The 16,516-nt window shown below is 39.0% G+C and carries 16 protein-coding genes and 1 pseudogene; 3 read left to right on the top strand and 14 right to left on the bottom strand.

Going from position 1 to position 16,516, the window contains the following annotated elements; genetic code table 11:
* Nucleotides 1-280 precede the first annotated feature (280 nt).
* Nucleotides 281-517: a hypothetical protein gene (locus tag ACQKMH_RS26835; protein WP_427590329.1), complete on the bottom strand. Its 237-nt coding sequence runs from the start codon at nucleotides 515-517 to the stop codon at nucleotides 281-283.
* Nucleotides 518-649: 132 nt separating this feature from the next.
* Here ACQKMH_RS26835 and pdaB point away from each other — a divergent pair, with 132 nt between their 5' ends.
* Nucleotides 650-1,402 (top strand): polysaccharide deacetylase family sporulation protein PdaB, encoded by a 753-nt coding sequence (gene pdaB / locus ACQKMH_RS26830; RefSeq protein ID WP_427590328.1) that lies wholly within the window; start codon nucleotides 650-652, stop codon nucleotides 1,400-1,402.
* Nucleotides 1,403-1,518: 116 nt separating this feature from the next.
* Here pdaB and ACQKMH_RS26825 read toward each other — a convergent pair whose 3' ends face one another.
* Nucleotides 1,519-2,202 carry a KinB-signaling pathway activation protein gene (locus ACQKMH_RS26825; RefSeq protein ID WP_427590327.1) on the bottom strand — a complete coding sequence of 228 codons (684 nt, stop codon included), beginning with the start codon at nucleotides 2,200-2,202 and terminating at the stop codon, nucleotides 1,519-1,521.
* 137 nt (nucleotides 2,203-2,339) lie between these two features.
* Between ACQKMH_RS26825 and gerD the strand changes: the two genes are divergently transcribed.
* Nucleotides 2,340-2,918 carry a spore germination lipoprotein GerD gene (gerD, locus tag ACQKMH_RS26820; protein ID WP_427590326.1) on the top strand — a complete coding sequence of 193 codons (579 nt, stop codon included), beginning with the start codon at nucleotides 2,340-2,342 and terminating at the stop codon, nucleotides 2,916-2,918.
* Nucleotides 2,919-2,952: 34 nt separating this feature from the next.
* On the opposite strand, the gene ACQKMH_RS26815 is transcribed toward gerD, so the two are convergent.
* From ACQKMH_RS26815 to ACQKMH_RS26805, 3 genes are all read right to left on the bottom strand, one after another.
* A complete protein-coding gene (locus tag ACQKMH_RS26815) occupies nucleotides 2,953-4,011 on the bottom strand; it encodes a P-loop NTPase (RefSeq protein ID WP_427590325.1) in 1,059 nt (352 codons plus the stop codon).
* A gap of 143 nt (nucleotides 4,012-4,154) precedes the next feature.
* Nucleotides 4,155-4,871, bottom strand: a complete 717-nt coding sequence (gene cwlD / locus ACQKMH_RS26810; protein WP_427590324.1) for an N-acetylmuramoyl-L-alanine amidase CwlD — start codon at nucleotides 4,869-4,871, stop codon at nucleotides 4,155-4,157.
* 83 nt (nucleotides 4,872-4,954) lie between these two features.
* Entirely contained in the window at nucleotides 4,955-5,380 is a 426-nt protein-coding gene (locus ACQKMH_RS26805; protein WP_427590323.1) for a DUF2521 family protein, read from the bottom strand.
* Nucleotides 5,381-6,558: 1,178 nt separating this feature from the next.
* Here ACQKMH_RS26805 and ACQKMH_RS26800 point away from each other — a divergent pair.
* A complete protein-coding gene (locus ACQKMH_RS26800) occupies nucleotides 6,559-8,094 on the top strand; it encodes a glycosyltransferase family 2 protein (protein ID WP_427590322.1) in 1,536 nt (511 codons plus the stop codon).
* Between the two features lie 591 nt (nucleotides 8,095-8,685).
* Here ACQKMH_RS26800 and ACQKMH_RS26795 read toward each other — a convergent pair.
* The 9 genes and pseudogenes from ACQKMH_RS26795 to ACQKMH_RS26755 form a co-directional block, all read right to left on the bottom strand.
* On the bottom strand, nucleotides 8,686-10,191 hold the full coding sequence (locus ACQKMH_RS26795) for a malate:quinone oxidoreductase (RefSeq protein WP_427590321.1): 1,506 nt from the start codon (nucleotides 10,189-10,191) through the stop codon (nucleotides 8,686-8,688).
* 872 nt (nucleotides 10,192-11,063) lie between these two features.
* On the bottom strand, nucleotides 11,064-11,456 hold the full coding sequence (gene rpsI / locus ACQKMH_RS26790; RefSeq protein ID WP_427590320.1) for a 30S ribosomal protein S9: 393 nt from the start codon (nucleotides 11,454-11,456) through the stop codon (nucleotides 11,064-11,066).
* A 20-nt stretch (nucleotides 11,457-11,476) separates the two neighbouring features.
* On the bottom strand, nucleotides 11,477-11,914 hold the full coding sequence (gene rplM, locus ACQKMH_RS26785) for a 50S ribosomal protein L13 (RefSeq protein WP_034304960.1): 438 nt from the start codon (nucleotides 11,912-11,914) through the stop codon (nucleotides 11,477-11,479).
* Between the two features lie 266 nt (nucleotides 11,915-12,180).
* Entirely contained in the window at nucleotides 12,181-12,921 is a 741-nt protein-coding gene (gene truA / locus ACQKMH_RS26780; protein ID WP_427590319.1) for a tRNA pseudouridine(38-40) synthase TruA, read from the bottom strand.
* 15 nt (nucleotides 12,922-12,936) lie between these two features.
* Nucleotides 12,937-13,734 (bottom strand): energy-coupling factor transporter transmembrane component T family protein, encoded by a 798-nt coding sequence (locus ACQKMH_RS26775; RefSeq protein ID WP_427590318.1) that lies wholly within the window; start codon nucleotides 13,732-13,734, stop codon nucleotides 12,937-12,939.
* Entirely contained in the window at nucleotides 13,734-14,600 is an 867-nt protein-coding gene (locus ACQKMH_RS26770; RefSeq protein ID WP_427590317.1) for an energy-coupling factor ABC transporter ATP-binding protein, read from the bottom strand. The genes ACQKMH_RS26775 and ACQKMH_RS26770 overlap by 1 nt, the downstream gene beginning before the upstream one ends.
* A complete protein-coding gene (locus tag ACQKMH_RS26765) occupies nucleotides 14,576-15,415 on the bottom strand; it encodes an energy-coupling factor ABC transporter ATP-binding protein (protein WP_230161690.1) in 840 nt (279 codons plus the stop codon). Before ACQKMH_RS26765 ends, ACQKMH_RS26770 begins: the two co-directional genes overlap by 25 nt.
* A 376-nt stretch (nucleotides 15,416-15,791) precedes the next feature.
* The gene (gene rplQ / locus ACQKMH_RS26760) at nucleotides 15,792-16,154 is read right to left on the bottom strand and encodes a 50S ribosomal protein L17 (protein WP_427590316.1); all 363 of its coding nucleotides are present in this window, start codon (nucleotides 16,152-16,154) and stop codon (nucleotides 15,792-15,794) included.
* Nucleotides 16,155-16,237: 83 nt separating this feature from the next.
* Nucleotides 16,238-16,459, bottom strand: a pseudogene (locus ACQKMH_RS26755) (DNA-directed RNA polymerase subunit alpha C-terminal domain-containing protein); the annotation flags it as partial.
* Nucleotides 16,460-16,516 lie beyond the last annotated feature (57 nt).

Raw genomic sequence — 16,516 nt, 5'->3', positions numbered from 1 at the left:
AAATGTTTGACTTGCTCATTTGCTTTTTTAATAGTGTGTGCTCACTTAAAATTTAACGTTGGCGCTTTGTTTTGTTCAGTTTTCAAAGAGCAATTACTCGCCGTTTCTCTCTTAGCGACTTTAATATCTTAACACTTTATCGTTACTTCGTCAACAAGTTTTTTTGAAAAAGTTTTTTTCATTCTTTTTCGAAAGCCCTTATGTTGCAGCAACTTTTATAATATACCAGCGTATAAATTAATAGTCAATAGATTTTTTGATTATTATTCACTTTTATATATCATGACTGATTCCTTTTGGCTAAGTTTGTTTTCACCCTCATATATATCAGGCATTCCTCCTCAGTACTTACCCTTTTAAACAGCCTGAAAAGGATATTATATTTTTCATTTATTGCCCTTTTGACTAAGTGATCAATTCTTTCATCCTGCAAATCGAATAATATTTCATCCATCTCTCTTTTTAACAAGTACTCCAGTTCCATCTTTTCTTTATCATTAATCAATAAACCGAGCATGATTCACACCTCCACCAGACATCTTTCCCCATTCCCAACGATTTTATGAAGTTTCTATAGATTTTTTTGCATAACAAAAATCCTCGTGCATAAATTTGAAGACAAGAGTCTTTTGGACAAGGGGATGGATTTATGAAATTTTTCATGGTGCTGCAAGCAAAGAACATCAAATATTATTCGTTAATTATACTAACGGCATTGTTTACCGCTTGGTTCCTTTTTGTACAAAACATTCTTCATGCCCCTGTTTTTTCTACAGAGGATGGACCAAAAGCGGTTTATAAAGGGGAAAAGAATGTCGCGATTACGTTCAATATTGGCTGGGGTGATGAGAAAGCAGCTCCGATAATAGAAACATTAAAAAGGGAAAAAATTAAATCGGCAACTTTTTTCCTGTCCGGATCGTGGGCTGAGCGTCATCCAGAAATAGTAGCGGAAATCGGGAAAGAAGGATATGAAATCGGTATGCTTGGTTACGATTATAAAGATTACTCCGAAATGGAGGATCAAGAAATCATCCGGGATATATCTAAAGCTCAGGAAGTATTTAAAAAACTGAATGTGAAGAACATAGAGCTTTTACGGGCGCCCACCGGTCATTTTGATAAACGCCTCTTAAAGATCAGTGAGAATTTTGGGTATACAGTGGTACACTGGAGCATCGATTCAAAGGATTGGACCAACCCAGGTGTAGATCGGATCGTCCAGAACATCAACAAGGCCCAAAAAGGGGATATCATCTTGTTACATGCATCTGACTCAGCAAAACAAACGAATAAGGCACTGCCAGAACTATTAGATGAACTTCGCTCAAAAAATTTAAACTTCGTTAACGTCTCAGAGATGATTTCCAATTCATCAGCAAGCAGTGAGGAAATTCGCTGACACCCTTCATTGAATAATATTGAAAAAACGGAAAACTGCGTACCGATGGTCTACCTAACCATTGGTACGCAGTTTTTAATTTGACTTCCTTATGTATGGTCCAACTTACAAATAGCTTAGCTACCCTTACCTAATTCGCCCGCTTTCATTTTCTTTCCCTTCGTTCCGACCGGCTTATGTGCTCTTTTACTGGCTAATTCCTTTTGAGAACGTTCGATCAATTTGCCTAAAACCAATAATTGATAAGCATTGCAGAACAGCAAAGGAAACAGCATGAAGTAAAGCCAGCCTTCATCATTTGTTCTCAGAACGGGTACCCACTCCAATACCGTCACCACGACCATGAAAAACAAGGCCGGTATAAACGACTTCCCATTCGTCTGTTTCATTTTGAAATAAGCTGTAATCAGTCCTGCGGCCAATACAACCAATGCTAATACGATGTAGGAACTAATCCCCTCGCCTGAACCAAAGCTAAGATACCGCAGATAAATCAAATCAAATACAACAAAAAGGATAAGTACAAGTTGAACGGCATTCCATAAGGAAGCGCTTTTAAATATTCCCAGACCAAAACGATGGATCGTTAAATAGGCAAAAAATCCAGCTTGGCTTATGACACTAAAAATTAAGCCAACACCGAATAACCAAATAAAAGTGGATAGGATGGCACTGACTTCAAAAGAAGAAAAATAAGGCTTGAATTCACTCCATCGAGCCAAGAACCCTACAACTCCGCCCGTTACACCACCGATAAGCAATGTTGTTAAAAACAATTTAACTAAATTACGGCTGTTCATTGTTTTCCTCCATACATTTCTATTTCATTTCCTTAATTGTACCAACCAAATTTGGAAAAATCCACTTATTCCACCATAGAATAATATCGTCGTTTGGAACCATATTAACAGTAAGAAGGATGAAAGGGGCCCTGCGTATGAGAGTGGGAGTTGCTTTGCTTTTCACGTCATTCTTACTCGTTTGTTCCGGTTGTGCTCAAAATGGAACAGGTGCAGATAAAATGGAGTATGAAGAGACAAAGAAAATGGTCGTCGATATCTTGAAAACAGATGATGGAAAAAAAGCCATCCAGGATATCATTTCCGATGATAAAACGAAAGCTGAACTTATTATGGACTCTGATGTCATTAAGAAATCCATTGAAGATATGATCACTTCAGATAAAGGAAAGGAATTTTGGAAAAAGACATTTAATGATCCTGAATTCGCTTCCGCTTATGCTAAAGCTCTAGAAGACGAACATAAAAAGCTATTGAAGGATTTAACAGCTGACCCGCAGTATCGTGGAATGATCATGGATATATTGAAAGAACCGGATATGGAAAAAGAAATGAATAAATTATTAAAAACCAAGGAAATGCGTTCCGTCTATAAAGAGCTAATCATCGAAACAATGGAAAGTCCTCTCGTTCAAGCAAAAATACAAGAGAGATTGGATAAAGCAGCTACTAAAGCCGTAGAGAAGGAAAATAAGGATAAAAAGGCAAAGGAATGAAATAAGGCTGATTCCAATGGAATCAGCCTTCATTTTATTGTAGCTTTTCTATGACCTTTTTCGCGATATCCTCGTAAATCCTGCCTAACCTATGATCTGCTGCATAAATGGATGGAGCAAAATCCTCTTCATTCCAATCTGGCTGTTGCAGGGGCAGTTGACCTAAAACTTCTGTGCGGAGCTCTTCTGCAAGCTTTTTGCCGCCGCCTTTTCCAAATACATATTCTTTTTCACCGGTCGTTTTACTTTCGAAGAACGACATATTCTCAATGACACCAATGACTTCGTGTTCTGTCTTGATAGCCATTGCACCCGCTCTTGCAGCAACGAAGGCTGCGGTTGGATGAGGTGTCGTAACGATGATTTCTTTACATGAAGGGAGCATCGTATGCACGTCCAATGCAACATCGCCCGTTCCCGGTGGTAAGTCAAGGACTAAATAGTCCAACTCTCCCCATTCCACTTCATTAAAGAAACTGTTCAACATTTTACCCAGCATCGGTCCTCTCCAGATGATCGGCGCGTTATCTTCTACAAAAAAGCCCATTGAGATAACTTGAACGCCAAATCGTTCCACAGGTATGATTTTCTCCCCGCGAACAACCGGTCTTTTTGTTATCCCCATCATATCCGGTACGCTGAATCCATAAATATCCGCGTCAACCAGTCCAACCTTTTTACCTAAACGAGCAAGTGAAGTGGCGAAGTTCACTGAAATCGTTGATTTACCCACTCCGCCTTTACCACTGGCAATCGCAATAAATTGTGTCTTGCTGTTAGGTCCTAGTAAACCTTGGTCAACTTCATCCTGCGGGATATTCTCACGGTGTTTAGCTAACTCTTCTTCAGAAAGTTCCGTGAAGCGGATACCTACTGATTCAGCTCCGTTCGTTTTCAGCAAGTCCACCACTTCCGATTGCATTTGCATTTGCTCGGCAGTCCCCGTTTTTGCAATCGCAAGTTTAACGCTTACATGATTCTTTTCAGGCTTTATTTTAATTTCTATAATTCCATTAGTATCTTCAAGGCTTTTATGTAGAAAAGGGTCTTTAAGATCCTTTAATAAATTCAATACTTTCTCTTCTGTTAGCAAGTCGAGCACCCCTTTGAATTCGTTTTATTTTCCCATTTCAGTATACCATATTACCGAAAGAAAGCTTATTATCCTGCCCTGTATTCGTTTTCCTGAATTTTCCCCAAAAATAAAAAGGCCTTGTACCCTACAAGACCCAGATATCACTCTTCATCCGGCAGTTTCTCCTCTGTGAAGTAACGTAAAATCCCCATATAAATCGAACTGGCAATCTTATCTTGATACCCATCACTGATAAGGCGTTCCCTTTCCTCCGTATTGGAAAGGAAGCCTATTTCCACAAGTGCTCCAGGTTTCTTGGCATAATTCATCAAATACACATGATTTATCGTTTTTGCGTCCCGCTTTGTATTTTCTAGATTTCTTATGATTTCGGTCTGTATGAATTTTGCCACCTGCTCATTTTCCTCAAACCTGTTCGTATAGAAGGTTTGTGCTCCCTTAGATGATGCTGAAGGAAAAGAATTCAAATGAATGCTTAAGAATAAGTCCGCTTCCGAATCATTGATCATTTGAACTCGATTTCGTAAGTCTTCCTGTTTTCGCTGACGTATTCCTTTGGTTTTATTCTGCGCCAGATCCTCATCCTTTTCACGCGTCATGATGACCAAGGCACCCTGTTCCTGTAAATAGTCCCGGACCTTTAATGAAACGGATAGGGCTATTTCCTTTTCCATTACCTCTTGTACATTTGCCCCGCCATCCATACCCCCATGTCCGGCGTCCAGAACGATTACCTTACCTGCCAAAGGAAGGTTCCAGGAGTCCCAAGAATCATCTTCCACAAATTTAAAAGTTACAATTAAAAAAAGGACAAACAATCCCATAGCGATTCCTGTATATTTCAGCTTTCTGCGCATGACCGTTCCCCTTCCATTATCCCTCTATTAAAAAGTATGGGACAAACCATGGAATTAGAACAAACAATGGAATTTTTGCCTTCTTAATGCAGTTTCATTTTATAACGTTTTTCACCAGTCTTGAAGCCATCTATCCACCACTCTCCTACAAATCCCTCACAACAATAAAACAAACCTTCATCGAAAGCGTTATTCGCTGTAACTTCCCGCCAATACAAAATGAAGTTAAAAAGAGTATCGATCAAAAACTTCTCTTCCTTCCGGCATCGGGACCTTACATCGTCCTCTGACTCACCATAATAACCAAACTTACTATAGTTCGCTCCTAATAAATAAGCCTCGATGGCCACATCAAAGTAGCTATCCTCCAAGACTTCCATGAAATCCTGTCCAAAGTAACGCTGAATCCTACTCTTCATATCAGCAATAGAAAGATCCCTGAGTAACCTACGTTCGAACTTCAATTGCCTTTCCCTTTGCATCTCCTGTAAACCTAATATCACAGTCATATTTCACCTCCGGGGCCAGACCCCATTTCCCAAATTATTTCCCAAGACATAATTTAGTTTTTGCCTTATACCATGAACCATTCATTGATTGTATTGGCAAAAAATAATGAGGATAAGTTCAGAAGGTGTATTGAAGAAGAAACATGAAGGATGTGATTTGTTAACGGATTTCTTCTTTTAAAGACAGACTGCACCATTTCGGTTTCTTCGTCGGGATAAATGCAATGATTTTTCCCCATACCATTCCCTATTGTCTTTCAACGGCTTACATCTCTGCAGCTATTTTAAAGGCAAACGGGATCTTTCTTGTAAGGCTCATCCTTTACATGAATAGAAGGAAACAACTGAACCCAAAACCCAGGCAGTGTAAACTAAAAAAGAATCCATTAAGTGCAGCGTTTTTTTTAAAATAGGACAATACATCTTTATCCCCCGATAACTTGCTGCTCAGGGTGCTTCCCGAGGATGTCCTTACAACTCGGGTCGCTCACTGCCCGTGCCTGGCAGGTTATTAATCAGAACATCATTGCCTGCCCTTTAACAGCTACTCTATAGACTATGCCCTGCAAGACATACGCTTCTCCAAAACCGATATTTCACCTGACTTTCATTCTCTTCGACCCAAATGATGGAAAACTGTTAATGCAAATACCGAGAGTTAGGATTATACTTGTAAGGAAATATTTTCAATTTATTGTAGAGGATGAAGTTTTTCATAGAAGACCTACTCGTTATAAATATTCTTTATTGGCACATGAAGTTTACGCCGATTAAATCTGTTAATAAATCTATGTTCATTAAATCCTCGGGAATATAGTTATGGTACAATTATCCTGGAAAACAATTAGAAAATGGGGAGTCTCTTTAAAAGTGTGTTATGCTAATGTACCCACTGATTTCAGACTTAATACTTGCAAATAGACGTATTAAAAACTTAAGGTATGAATGAAGCAAACTGAGAGTAAGTGGCGCAATAAAAAGGTAAGGGTATAGAGGAAGCTCTGATAAGTTCCTTCAGATGATACGAAGGATAGAGCAGCGTAGATGGACAGGCAAAAAAACTAAATATAAACATACAGAATTGCCGATAGATAGTTGCATCCAAAATTCAAGCGGTCCACCATTTTAATCTTTCATTTTCCCTATCTTTAACTTACAAAATAAATGGAGTGATATATATGTCTGATCAATTAGATTCGAAAAGAAAAGCTTTTGAAGTTGAAAATAACATTACTTATAGCGAAGAAGGATATTATATAAAAAATAAAAGCAGCTTTATCTTTAAAAAAAGTAAAATAACGGTTGTTTCCCCCGTATATAATGCAGAAAATTTTTTAAGAAAAACCATCGATTCAGTCATTAATCAATCAATAGGTTTCAAAAATATAGAATACATTCTTGTTGACGATGGATCTACTGATTCATCACGTGAAATCTTGCTGGAATATGCCGATTCATACAAAAATATCACTGTTGTTTTTTTAAAGAACAATACGGGTACACCTGCCCAGCCAAGAAACCTTGGCATAAAGTTGGCAAAATCCGACTATATAACTTTTCTGGATGCGGATGATTGGTTGGATAAGGACGGTTTGAAATCGTTATATACGATAATGAAGGATAGCAATGATGATTATATAGTGGGAAAAACAATAGAAGTGGGATCGAAGGGCAAGAAAATAGTCGGTGAATATGAATCATGCAAGGAAAGGAGAAATGTATCTCCATTCTCCATTCCGCATCTTTTTCACCACCTGGGACCAAGGGCAAGGATGATGAAGCTCAAATTGCTAAAAGATTATAATATTCAATACCCTGAGATGAGATTTGCAGAAGATAAACAGTTTTTCATTGATGTACTTATACATTGTAAATCGATTTCGACAACGACCCAAGTCGTTTATTATTTGAATCGATTGGATGACAATGACGCATCTCTAACAAAACAGACTGATGTCATGGAAAAAATGGATACAAATATACGAGTGATCAAATATGTAAAGAGTAAACAGTTGGATATAGAGAAGGAAAAGATGATCTTAAACAGGCTTTATGAATTTGATTCCATTACAAGATTATTCAATCGATATCATTTCTTAAAAAGTGAAAATACCGAGGAATACTTCAATAAATTCCAGGAAGTCATCGATACGACCAAAGATTTGAACTATGATATATCGGAATCTTTTTTCCATCCAATCAATAAGGTTGCCTACGACCTTTTCCTTGAGGGCCGTTATGATGATATCAAGAAATTATATAAATGGGACAAGAAAGAGAAGATAAAAAATTATGTGATTGAAAATAATTTACCATATATGAATGCCCCGCTTTCTAAGGAGAAAAACAAACAAATCCGTGTCCCAATGCTCGCCATTTTCCATAGCGGTTCATTCTTTCAAGATCGTTATACTCTAACACTCGATATTTATGGTGATCATGTTCAAAAGGTACAGCATATCGTCCTTAGAGACCGTAAAAATGTGATGCTGGAATATGAATTTCCTTTGAAGGTCAATGAAGACGGAATGGCAACGGCTGAAATGGATTTAGAGACACTTGATCAACTTAAGTCATCAAGCTATGAAGTATTCGTCCGGTATAACGATTATCAAAAATTGTACATTTCAAAAAAGGAACAAGTCGTGTTTAATAAAAGGACATTTAACTTTTACTCGACGATAAACTCTAATCTAGGCTTTAGAATCAATTAAGAAAAAAAGGACGTCCATCGTATAAACTATCCCTTTTGCTAAGAGGCTAGGCTGTTTTAGAAGGTGATCTCTGTATTGCACAGGGGTCATCTTTTTTTATGGGTTGGAACTTTTATAAACCCAATATGTTCGTCATCCTAATGCTCGTTTTTCCGCTTTAATACGCCCCCCATAAAGACATGATATTAAATAGGAGAATCTCTAAATTAACTGATACGAACAAAAAGAAAGAGCATGTTTTGAAAAAAACATGCCTTAATTAATTGGATTATTCTTTTATAAAAAGATTGATCATTTCTGAGTTAAAAGTGAATGTTGGATAGAACACATATATCACTTATAATACTGTTCACCGTTCACCGTTCACCCCTCTAACTGAAATTAGTAAAAAAAGAACCTTCAATCCAAAGATAGATCAAAAGTTCTGTGTTTTATTTCCAATGATATTTTATTATTTACTCATCCCTAAAGTAAATGTATATATTATCTCTTTTTTTCAATTACTGACTTTAAATCTCTTCATCATGGAAACGATTGTCCATTACATATTGCTTAAACATTCTCGCTAAAAACATTTGTTTCTACAATGAATTAACTATTGACTAGTTCTTTTTTTTTGCTTAAACCAAGCGTCTCTGCTGTTGAAGTATGAATTTCATGCAGAAGCTCTGGATTTCCCATTAGTGACACGCCATAAGAAGGAATCATTTCTTTGAGTTTTGGTTCCCACTCATTCATATGTTGCGGGAAGCATTTTTTAAATACTTCAAGCATAACGTGAACAGCAGTGGAAGCTCCCGGAGAAGCACCTAGTAATGCTGCAATCGAGCCATCAGCTGCACTAACAACTTCCGTACCAAATTGAAGCGTTCCTTTTCCGCCTTCAGCAGTATCTTTGATAACTTGTACACGTTGACCAGCCACCACTAAATCCCAATCCTCTATCTTAGCATTCGGGATAAACTCTCTTAACTCTTCCATGCGCTGTTCTTTGGATAACATAACTTGCTGGATCAGGTATTTTGTCAATGACATCTCTTTTGCGCCAGCTGCCAACATGGTTAAGACATTATTCGGTTTTACGGAAGTTACTAAATCGAACATTGAACCTGTTTTTAAGAACTTCGGTGAGAAGCCGGCAAATGGTCCAAATAGCAATGATTTTTTATTGTCGATATATCGTGTATCAAGATGCGGAACAGACATTGGTGGAGCACCAACTTTAGCTTTCCCGTATACTTTTCCATGATGTTGCTCAATAACGTCTGGATTATTACACACCATGAAAATACCGCTTACAGGGAATCCGCCAATGTGTTTCCCTTCAGGAATACCAGATTTTTGCAGTAAATGCAGACTTCCGCCCCCGCCTCCGATAAAGACGAATTTTGCAGCATGGCGTTCGACGCTGCCGTTATCGACATTACGCACTTTTAATTCCCATGAGCCATCGCTAGTACGTGTAATATTATCAACACTATGTTTATATTTGATATCGACGTTTTTAGTTTTTAAGTGGTCAAACAACATCCCTGTTAAAGCACCAAAGTTTACATCTGTTCCAGAGTCGATTTTTGTTGCCGCAATAGCTTCATTCGATGGACGTTCCTGCATAATAAGCGGAATCCATTCCATCAGTTTTGCTGGGTCTTCAGAAAATTCCATCCCTTGGAAAAGAGGATTATTTGATAGCGCTTCAAAACGTTTCTTTAAGAAAGTTACATCATTATCCCCTTGTACCATACTAATATGAGGCAATGGCATGATAAAGTCCTGCGGATTTTTTATTAGCTTTCTGTTTACAAGGTAAGACCAAAACTGTGTTGAAAGTTGAAACTGTTCATTAATTTTAATAGCTTTGCTTATATCTATAGATCCGTCTGGTTTTTCAGTTGTGTAGTTAAGCTCACACAGTGCAGCATGCCCTGTTCCAGCATTATTCCACTCGTTAGAGCTTTCCTCACCTGCGTTTTCGAGCTTCTCAAACACTTTGATTTCCCATTCCGGTACTAATTCCTTCAGAAGTGTCCCCAATGTCGCACTCATGATTCCGGCGCCAATTAAGATGACGTCTGTTTTAGTTTCTCTGCTGCTCATTTTAACCTTCCTCACTCCCTATATTTTCAGAAAGGATGTAGGCGCTTTTGCTTAGGCGTCACAGCGTGACCTAGTCACATACCTTTTCTGCTTCAATTATAACCATATCATAGTGTATTACAATTATTAATAGATAAAATTACTACAAATGCTATTTTGTTCAAATAAAGTTTGTATAAAAAAATGAACTTAAACAAATCTGCCCCATCAGTTGGAGAAGAAAAACCAAGCGCATCGTTAACCAGAGCCTTTCGATTAAGAACAATATAAGATCCAGCGTACTCTTTTTATAAAAAAAATTATTTAAACCCTGTACTGAGTCTTTCTGCCAACATTCCCATAACTTGAATGTTTTTTTGAAGTAATCGATACAAGCCGCTTTTCTATTATAATTCGTTCAGACTCATATGCAATCTTTTCTAAAAAAGTTTTCAAATCCCAAACGGTATCACAGTATTCAATACCCACTTCTGACATTTTTTAACCTTATCAGCAAACTTAACCCATCATCCATTGTATCATCGAGAACATTCGCCTTTTCCATATCCTTGAAATAGTCGCACAGGTAATAAAGGCTGCCGTTCTTGAGAATAAACTCTTTATTCTCTTCAGATTGCTTCTACGCCCTTTTTAAAGCAACCCAAGTGGAATAGGTCAATAATACAATTTACACGCCGGCAAACTACCATTTTAGGCGTTTTTAGATGTTTTTAACCATTAGCAAGATTCTTTTTAAAGAAAAAGGATTGTTTGTAAAATCAAACTGACCAATGCAAGGCAAATATTTCTCCTTTAGTGCTTCAGAAAGTTACGTTCTTTTACACATGAAAAACCCTTCCTCTGAATCCGAGAAAGGGCTGAAAACGTATAGATTAACGTTTTGAGAACTGAGGTGCACGACGCGCGCCTTTAAGACCGTATTTTTTACGTTCTTTCATACGTGGGTCACGAGTTAGTAAACCAGCAGTTTTAAGAGATGGACGGTATTCTGGATCAACTTGAAGTAATGCACGAGCGATACCGTGACGGATTGCTCCAGCTTGACCAGTGTATCCACCACCGCTAACGTTTACTAGAACGTCATAATTTCCAGTAGTTTCTGTTGCAGCAAGTGGTTGGTTAACAACTTCACGTAATGCTGCGAAAGGAATATATTCATTAATGTCACGACCGTTAATAACGATGCGACCTTCGCCTGGTACTAAACGTACACGAGCTACTGAGCTCTTACGGCGACCAGTACCATAATATTGAACTTGTGCCAAGATAGTAACCTCCTTAGTAATTATCCGCGTAATTCGTATACTTCTGGTTGTTGAGCAGCGTGTGGGTGCTCAGCTCCAGCGTATACGTGTAATTTTTTGTAGATTTGACGACCAAGAGAATTCTTTGGAAGCATACCTTTGATAGCAAGTTCAAGCATTCTCTCAGGGTAGTTTGTACGCATTTCAAGAGCAGTTCTAGTTTTAAGACCGCCTGGATGCATAGTGTGACGGTAATAAATTTTGTCAGTCAATTTTTTACCAGTCAAGTGGATTTTCTCAACATTGATTAAGATTACATGATCACCAGTGTCAATGTTAGGTGTAAAAGTTGGTTTATGTTTACCACGTAAGATGGATGCTACTTCAGTAGAAAGGCGACCTAAAGTTTTGCCTTCAGCGTCAATCACATACCATTTACGTTCTACTTCATTAGCTTTCGCCATAAATGTCGTACGCATGGTTAACCTCCTAAAAAACTTTTTAATTTTTTATATTTATTTTCAATCACAATAAACTTCCGGGGCTTATCGTGGGATTAAAATACATACCATATTATATTAACTTCTCCCAGATTCATTGTCAAGGGAATGTTACACTAGGATAAGTTGTCTATAAAACACTTTCTGCAACTCCACGAAAAGGTCAGTATAGCGTCAAGCCGCTTCATTACTGATGTCATCGGATTTACCTGTTGTAAAAAAATTGGTATCAAAGAAAAATAATTTTATTTGTAAAATACTTTCCATAAATACAAGCCTTGGGCCGGTGCTGTTTTCCCTGCAAAACTGCGGTCTTTTTTGTTCAATATCTCAATTATATCCCCTGGTGCCATCTTGCCGCTTCCAACTTCCAGAAGCGTTCCAACCAAGATTCGCACCATATTATACAAAAACCCTTCCCCATCGAATCGAAAAACCATGAATCGATCGCTCTCTTCAAAATCGATTGCTTGTATGGTCCGAACTTTATCGACCACTTCCGTTTTTGCCGAACAAAAACTTGTGAAGTCATGCGTTCCAACCAAATGGGAAATTGCTTCCCTCATCGCCTTTACGTCTAATGGATAAGGATAATGATAGGCGTAATTCCGTTGAAACGGATCCCGTAGTTTAGAGCGGTCTAAGATATAACGGTACTCTTTCCCAGTCGTATGGAACCTCGCATGAAAGTCGTCAGGCACGATATCCACTTCCAGAACGACGATATCGGTCGGAAGCAGGGCACTGAACGCCTTTACCCAATTTTCAGTAGGGAATGTAAGGGGTGATTCAAAGTGTATGACCTGCCCCTTTGCATGGACGCCTGAATCTGTCCTGCCTGAAGCAATCACTTTTATAATCGTGCCTTTGTGCATTTGAGCCAAGACTGCTTCGAACTCACTTTGTATGGTACGCTTCTCCGGCTGCACCTGATAACCAGCGAATTCCGCGCCATCATAAGCAATTACACATTTATATTTTGGCATAGTTACTCTTCCTTATTATGAACGTAATAAAAATAGCATGACCGTAAGAAGACCTAGAAAGACCATCAAAAGGCTATCACTTGTCTTCCAATCCAGTTGGCGGTATTTCGTTCGGCCTTCTCCGCCACGGTATCCTCTTGACTCCATGGCGGTTGCCAATTCTTCCGCTCTTTTGAACGAACTCACAAATAGAGGAACGAGCAACGGTACAATCGATTTAACCCGTTCCTTTATTGGACCTGATGAAAAATCAACACCCCTTGCCGTTTGGGCTTTCATGATTTTTTCCGTTTCCTCCATTAGCGTTGGTATGAATCGAAGGGCAATGGACATCATCAATGCTAGTTCATGAACTGGCATTTTCCACCTTTTCAAGGGTCCCAGCAGCTCTTCCATTCCATCGGTAATGGATATCGGGGTTGTCGTCAAAGTTAATAGCGACGTAACAAGAATTAGTAAAGTAAATCTTACGGATATGAACAAACCTTGAATTAAACCGCCCTCATAGATTTCAAACCAACCGTATTCAAAAAGCAATTCCCCTTCTTTTGTAAACAATATATGGAGAAGGAATGTAAATACGATTAAGAAAAAGATAGGTTTTAACCCATTATAAAGATAGCGGAGCGGTATCTTCGAAAGGCTGATCAAAAGAATCGTAAATACCGCAAGTAAACCATAAGAAACGGCATTATTCGCCAAAAACGTGACACAAACAAACAAAAAAACGAGGAGCAGCTTAGCCCTTGGATCCATTCTGTGTATCAGAGAGTCAGCAGGGACATAACGCCCGATAATCATTTTTTCCAGCATTATCGGTTCCCCCGTTTCATGGCTTTATCTATTTCTATCGCTAATTCACCGATATTAAGACATGGATGATCAAACCGGACGCCTAATTCCTTCTGGAGCTTAAGCTGAAAACGGACCGTATCAGGGACATCCAATCCAAGTTCAAGTAATTGCTCCGGCTCGGAGAAGATTTCCTGGGGAGTTCCTTTTTTGAACACCGTACCCTGATGCATGATAATGATGTCATCCGCGTACTTGGCTGCATCCTCCATACTATGTGTCACCAGAATGGTTGAAATGCCCCTTACTTTATGCAAATCATAAAACATGTCCATGATTTCTTTGCGTCCTCGTGGATCCAATCCTGCGGTAGGCTCATCCAGTACCAATACTTCAGGCTCCATTGCCAGCACACCAGCAATGGCCACTCGTCGCATTTGACCGCCGGATAAGTCAAATGGAGATTTTTCAAGGATCTCCTCACTCAGTCCAACTTGCGCGATGGCTTTCCTGGCCAGTTTCTTAGCATCGGTTTCGGAGACTCCAAAATTCATGGGTCCGAAACATATATCTTTTTCAACCGTTTCATCAAATAGCTGATGTTCCGGAAATTGAAAAACGATTCCGACCTTTTGTCTAATTGGCCGCAATGCCTTTTCTTTTCTTCCTGCCTCAATTGTCCGGTCTCCAATGAAGACCCGACCCTTCGTCGGCTTTAAAAGAGCATTTAAATGCTGCAGTAGCGTCGATTTACCGGAGCCTGTATGCCCGATGATTGCGGTATAGGTTCCCGGCTCCATTGAAATATTGACATCATGAAGGGCTAGATGTTCAAAAGGAGTATTCACCTGATAGCGGTATTCTACATCATCGAGTGTAATTCGCATAAATCCTTCACCAACTCTTCCTCTGTCAAATGCCCATCAACTACACGAACACCATTTTTTTGCAGCTCTTTGGTTAGTTTCACTGAAAAGGGAATATCCAGACCAAGAGCGATTAATTCTTCCTCTAATTCAAAAATATCCTGAGGCGGTCCTTCACGATATAACCGACCCTGGTTCATGACTATCATTCGGTCAGCTTTCGCAGCTTCCTCAAGATCATGGGTAATAGATATGACGGTAATCTCGTTTTCCTGTTTTAATTCCCTAACTGTTTCAAGCACTTCTTCACGGCCTCTTGGGTCAAGCATGGAGGTTGCTTCATCTAAGATGATTATGTCTGGCTGTAAGGCTATTACACCTGCTATGGCCACCCTTTGCTTTTGACCGCCGGATAGATGGTGCGGCTCTTGATTAAGAAAGGCATTCATTTTAACCTTATTTAACGCACCATGAACACGCTCCACCATAACCTGCTGAGAAACACCGGCGTTTTCTAAACCAAAAGCCACATCATCCTGAACTGTAGTGCCTACAAATTGATTATCTGGGTTTTGAAAAACCATGCCAATTTTCTGGCGTACATCCCAAACGGTTTCTTCTGTCAAAAGTTGATCATTAATTGTAATCGTACCTGAGTTAGCAAACTGAAGACCATTCAGTAACTTCGCTAATGTCGACTTGCCGGAACCATTGTGACCGACAATCGCAAGCCACTCCCCCTGATGAATATCAAAAGAAACATCATCCAAGGCGTTTCGAGACTGACCCTCATATTTATAAATAATATTATTTAAAGAAACCAGCTTCTTCCCCATGTGGCCCTCCTCATCCTCGACTGCACTCATCTAATCTAAACTCTGCTCAATCAACATAAACAGACAATGAACATAAGTAGTCATTCTTTCTGAAAATATAAAAAAACGCTGCACCCCTTCCACCGAAAGAATTTTCGGTAAATTAAGAGCAGCTTACAGCGGGCCTGTTACGAAAAACAGGTTATCTTATAATCGCTTATCAAAAGCGGGAAGGGATGCTTGAGCTAGACGTGAAGGCTCCCTGTATGTACAGGTTCCGCCAGCCATCGTAACACTCAATGCGAATTTCTAAAAAAACAGAATTTCTATTAAAAAAGAAAAAGGGCATAGAACAAGTGAGTATATTCATTTGTCCCGCCCTTTTTCATCGTTGTTATTAAACTAATTCAATAACCACGACTGGTGCACCGTCACCGCGGCGTGGACCAACTTTCATGATACGAGTGTATCCACCTTGACGTTCTTCATAACGTGGAGCCACGTCACTGAATAGTTTTTGAAGGGCATCTGTGCCTTTCTCAGCGTCAGCAATTTCGTTACGGATGTATGATGCAGCTTGACGGCGTGCATGCAAGTCACCACGTTTACCAAGAGTGATCATTTTATCTACTACAGAACGTAATTCCTTTGCACGTGCTTCAGTAGTTTCAATGCGCTCATGGATAATAAGATCCGTAGCTAAATCACGAAGTAATGCTTTACGTTGTGCGCTAGTGCGTCCTAACTTTCTGTAACCCATTAGAGATTCCCTCCTTTGTTGAAGTTCTATATTGTGTGTTTAAAACAAGGCTCACAACATAATGGATTGATTCCGCCATGTTATCAGTCGTCTTTACGAAGACCTAAGCCTAATTCTTCTAGTTTCGCTTTCACTTCTTCAAGTGATTTACGTCCTAGATTACGTACTTTCATCATATCTTCTTCCGTTTTATGAGCTAACTCTTGAACGGTATTGATTCCAGCACGTTTCAAGCAATTGTAAGAACGAACAGAAAGGTCTAATTCTTCGATCGTCATCTCAAGAACTTTCTCTTTTTGATCTTCGAGAGTTTATTTTGGACTGCCAAAATGATATAGCTCTGTTGTTGAAGATTATAACTC

The organism is Peribacillus sp. NPDC097895 (assembly GCF_050277555.1).
GTDB lineage: Bacteria > Bacillota > Bacilli > Bacillales > DSM-1321 > Peribacillus.
Note: the sequence above shows the minus strand (reverse complement) of the source record. Positions and strands in the feature narration are given on the sequence as shown.

Excerpts from the sequence above, each read along its gene's own strand:
- ACQKMH_RS26825 (WP_427590327.1), bottom strand. The coding sequence starts at position 2,202 with ATGAACAGCCGTAATTTAGTTAAATTGTTTTTAACAACATTGCTTATC.
- ACQKMH_RS26795 (WP_427590321.1), bottom strand. The coding sequence starts at position 10,191 with ATGAGCAGCAGAGAAACTAAAACAGACGTCATCTTAATTGGCGCCGGA.
- cwlD (WP_427590324.1), bottom strand. The coding sequence starts at position 4,871 with ATGCGCAGAAAGCTGAAATATACAGGAATCGCTATGGGATTGTTTGTC.
- rplM (WP_034304960.1), bottom strand. The coding sequence starts at position 11,914 with ATGCGTACGACATTTATGGCGAAAGCTAATGAAGTAGAACGTAAATGG.
- ACQKMH_RS26775 (WP_427590318.1), bottom strand. The coding sequence starts at position 13,734 with ATGCTGGAAAAAATGATTATCGGGCGTTATGTCCCTGCTGACTCTCTG.
- truA (WP_427590319.1), bottom strand. The coding sequence starts at position 12,921 with ATGCCAAAATATAAATGTGTAATTGCTTATGATGGCGCGGAATTCGCT.
- pdaB (WP_427590328.1), top strand. The coding sequence starts at position 650 with ATGAAATTTTTCATGGTGCTGCAAGCAAAGAACATCAAATATTATTCG.
- ACQKMH_RS26805 (WP_427590323.1), bottom strand. The coding sequence starts at position 5,380 with ATGACTGTGATATTAGGTTTACAGGAGATGCAAAGGGAAAGGCAATTG.
- ACQKMH_RS26835 (WP_427590329.1), bottom strand. The coding sequence starts at position 517 with ATGCTCGGTTTATTGATTAATGATAAAGAAAAGATGGAACTGGAGTAC.
- gerD (WP_427590326.1), top strand. The coding sequence starts at position 2,340 with ATGAGAGTGGGAGTTGCTTTGCTTTTCACGTCATTCTTACTCGTTTGT.
- ACQKMH_RS26770 (WP_427590317.1), bottom strand. The coding sequence starts at position 14,600 with ATGCGAATTACACTCGATGATGTAGAATACCGCTATCAGGTGAATACT.
- rplQ (WP_427590316.1), bottom strand. The coding sequence starts at position 16,154 with ATGGGTTACAGAAAGTTAGGACGCACTAGCGCACAACGTAAAGCATTA.
- ACQKMH_RS26765 (WP_230161690.1), bottom strand. The coding sequence starts at position 15,415 with ATGGGGAAGAAGCTGGTTTCTTTAAATAATATTATTTATAAATATGAG.
- ACQKMH_RS26800 (WP_427590322.1), top strand. The coding sequence starts at position 6,559 with ATGTCTGATCAATTAGATTCGAAAAGAAAAGCTTTTGAAGTTGAAAAT.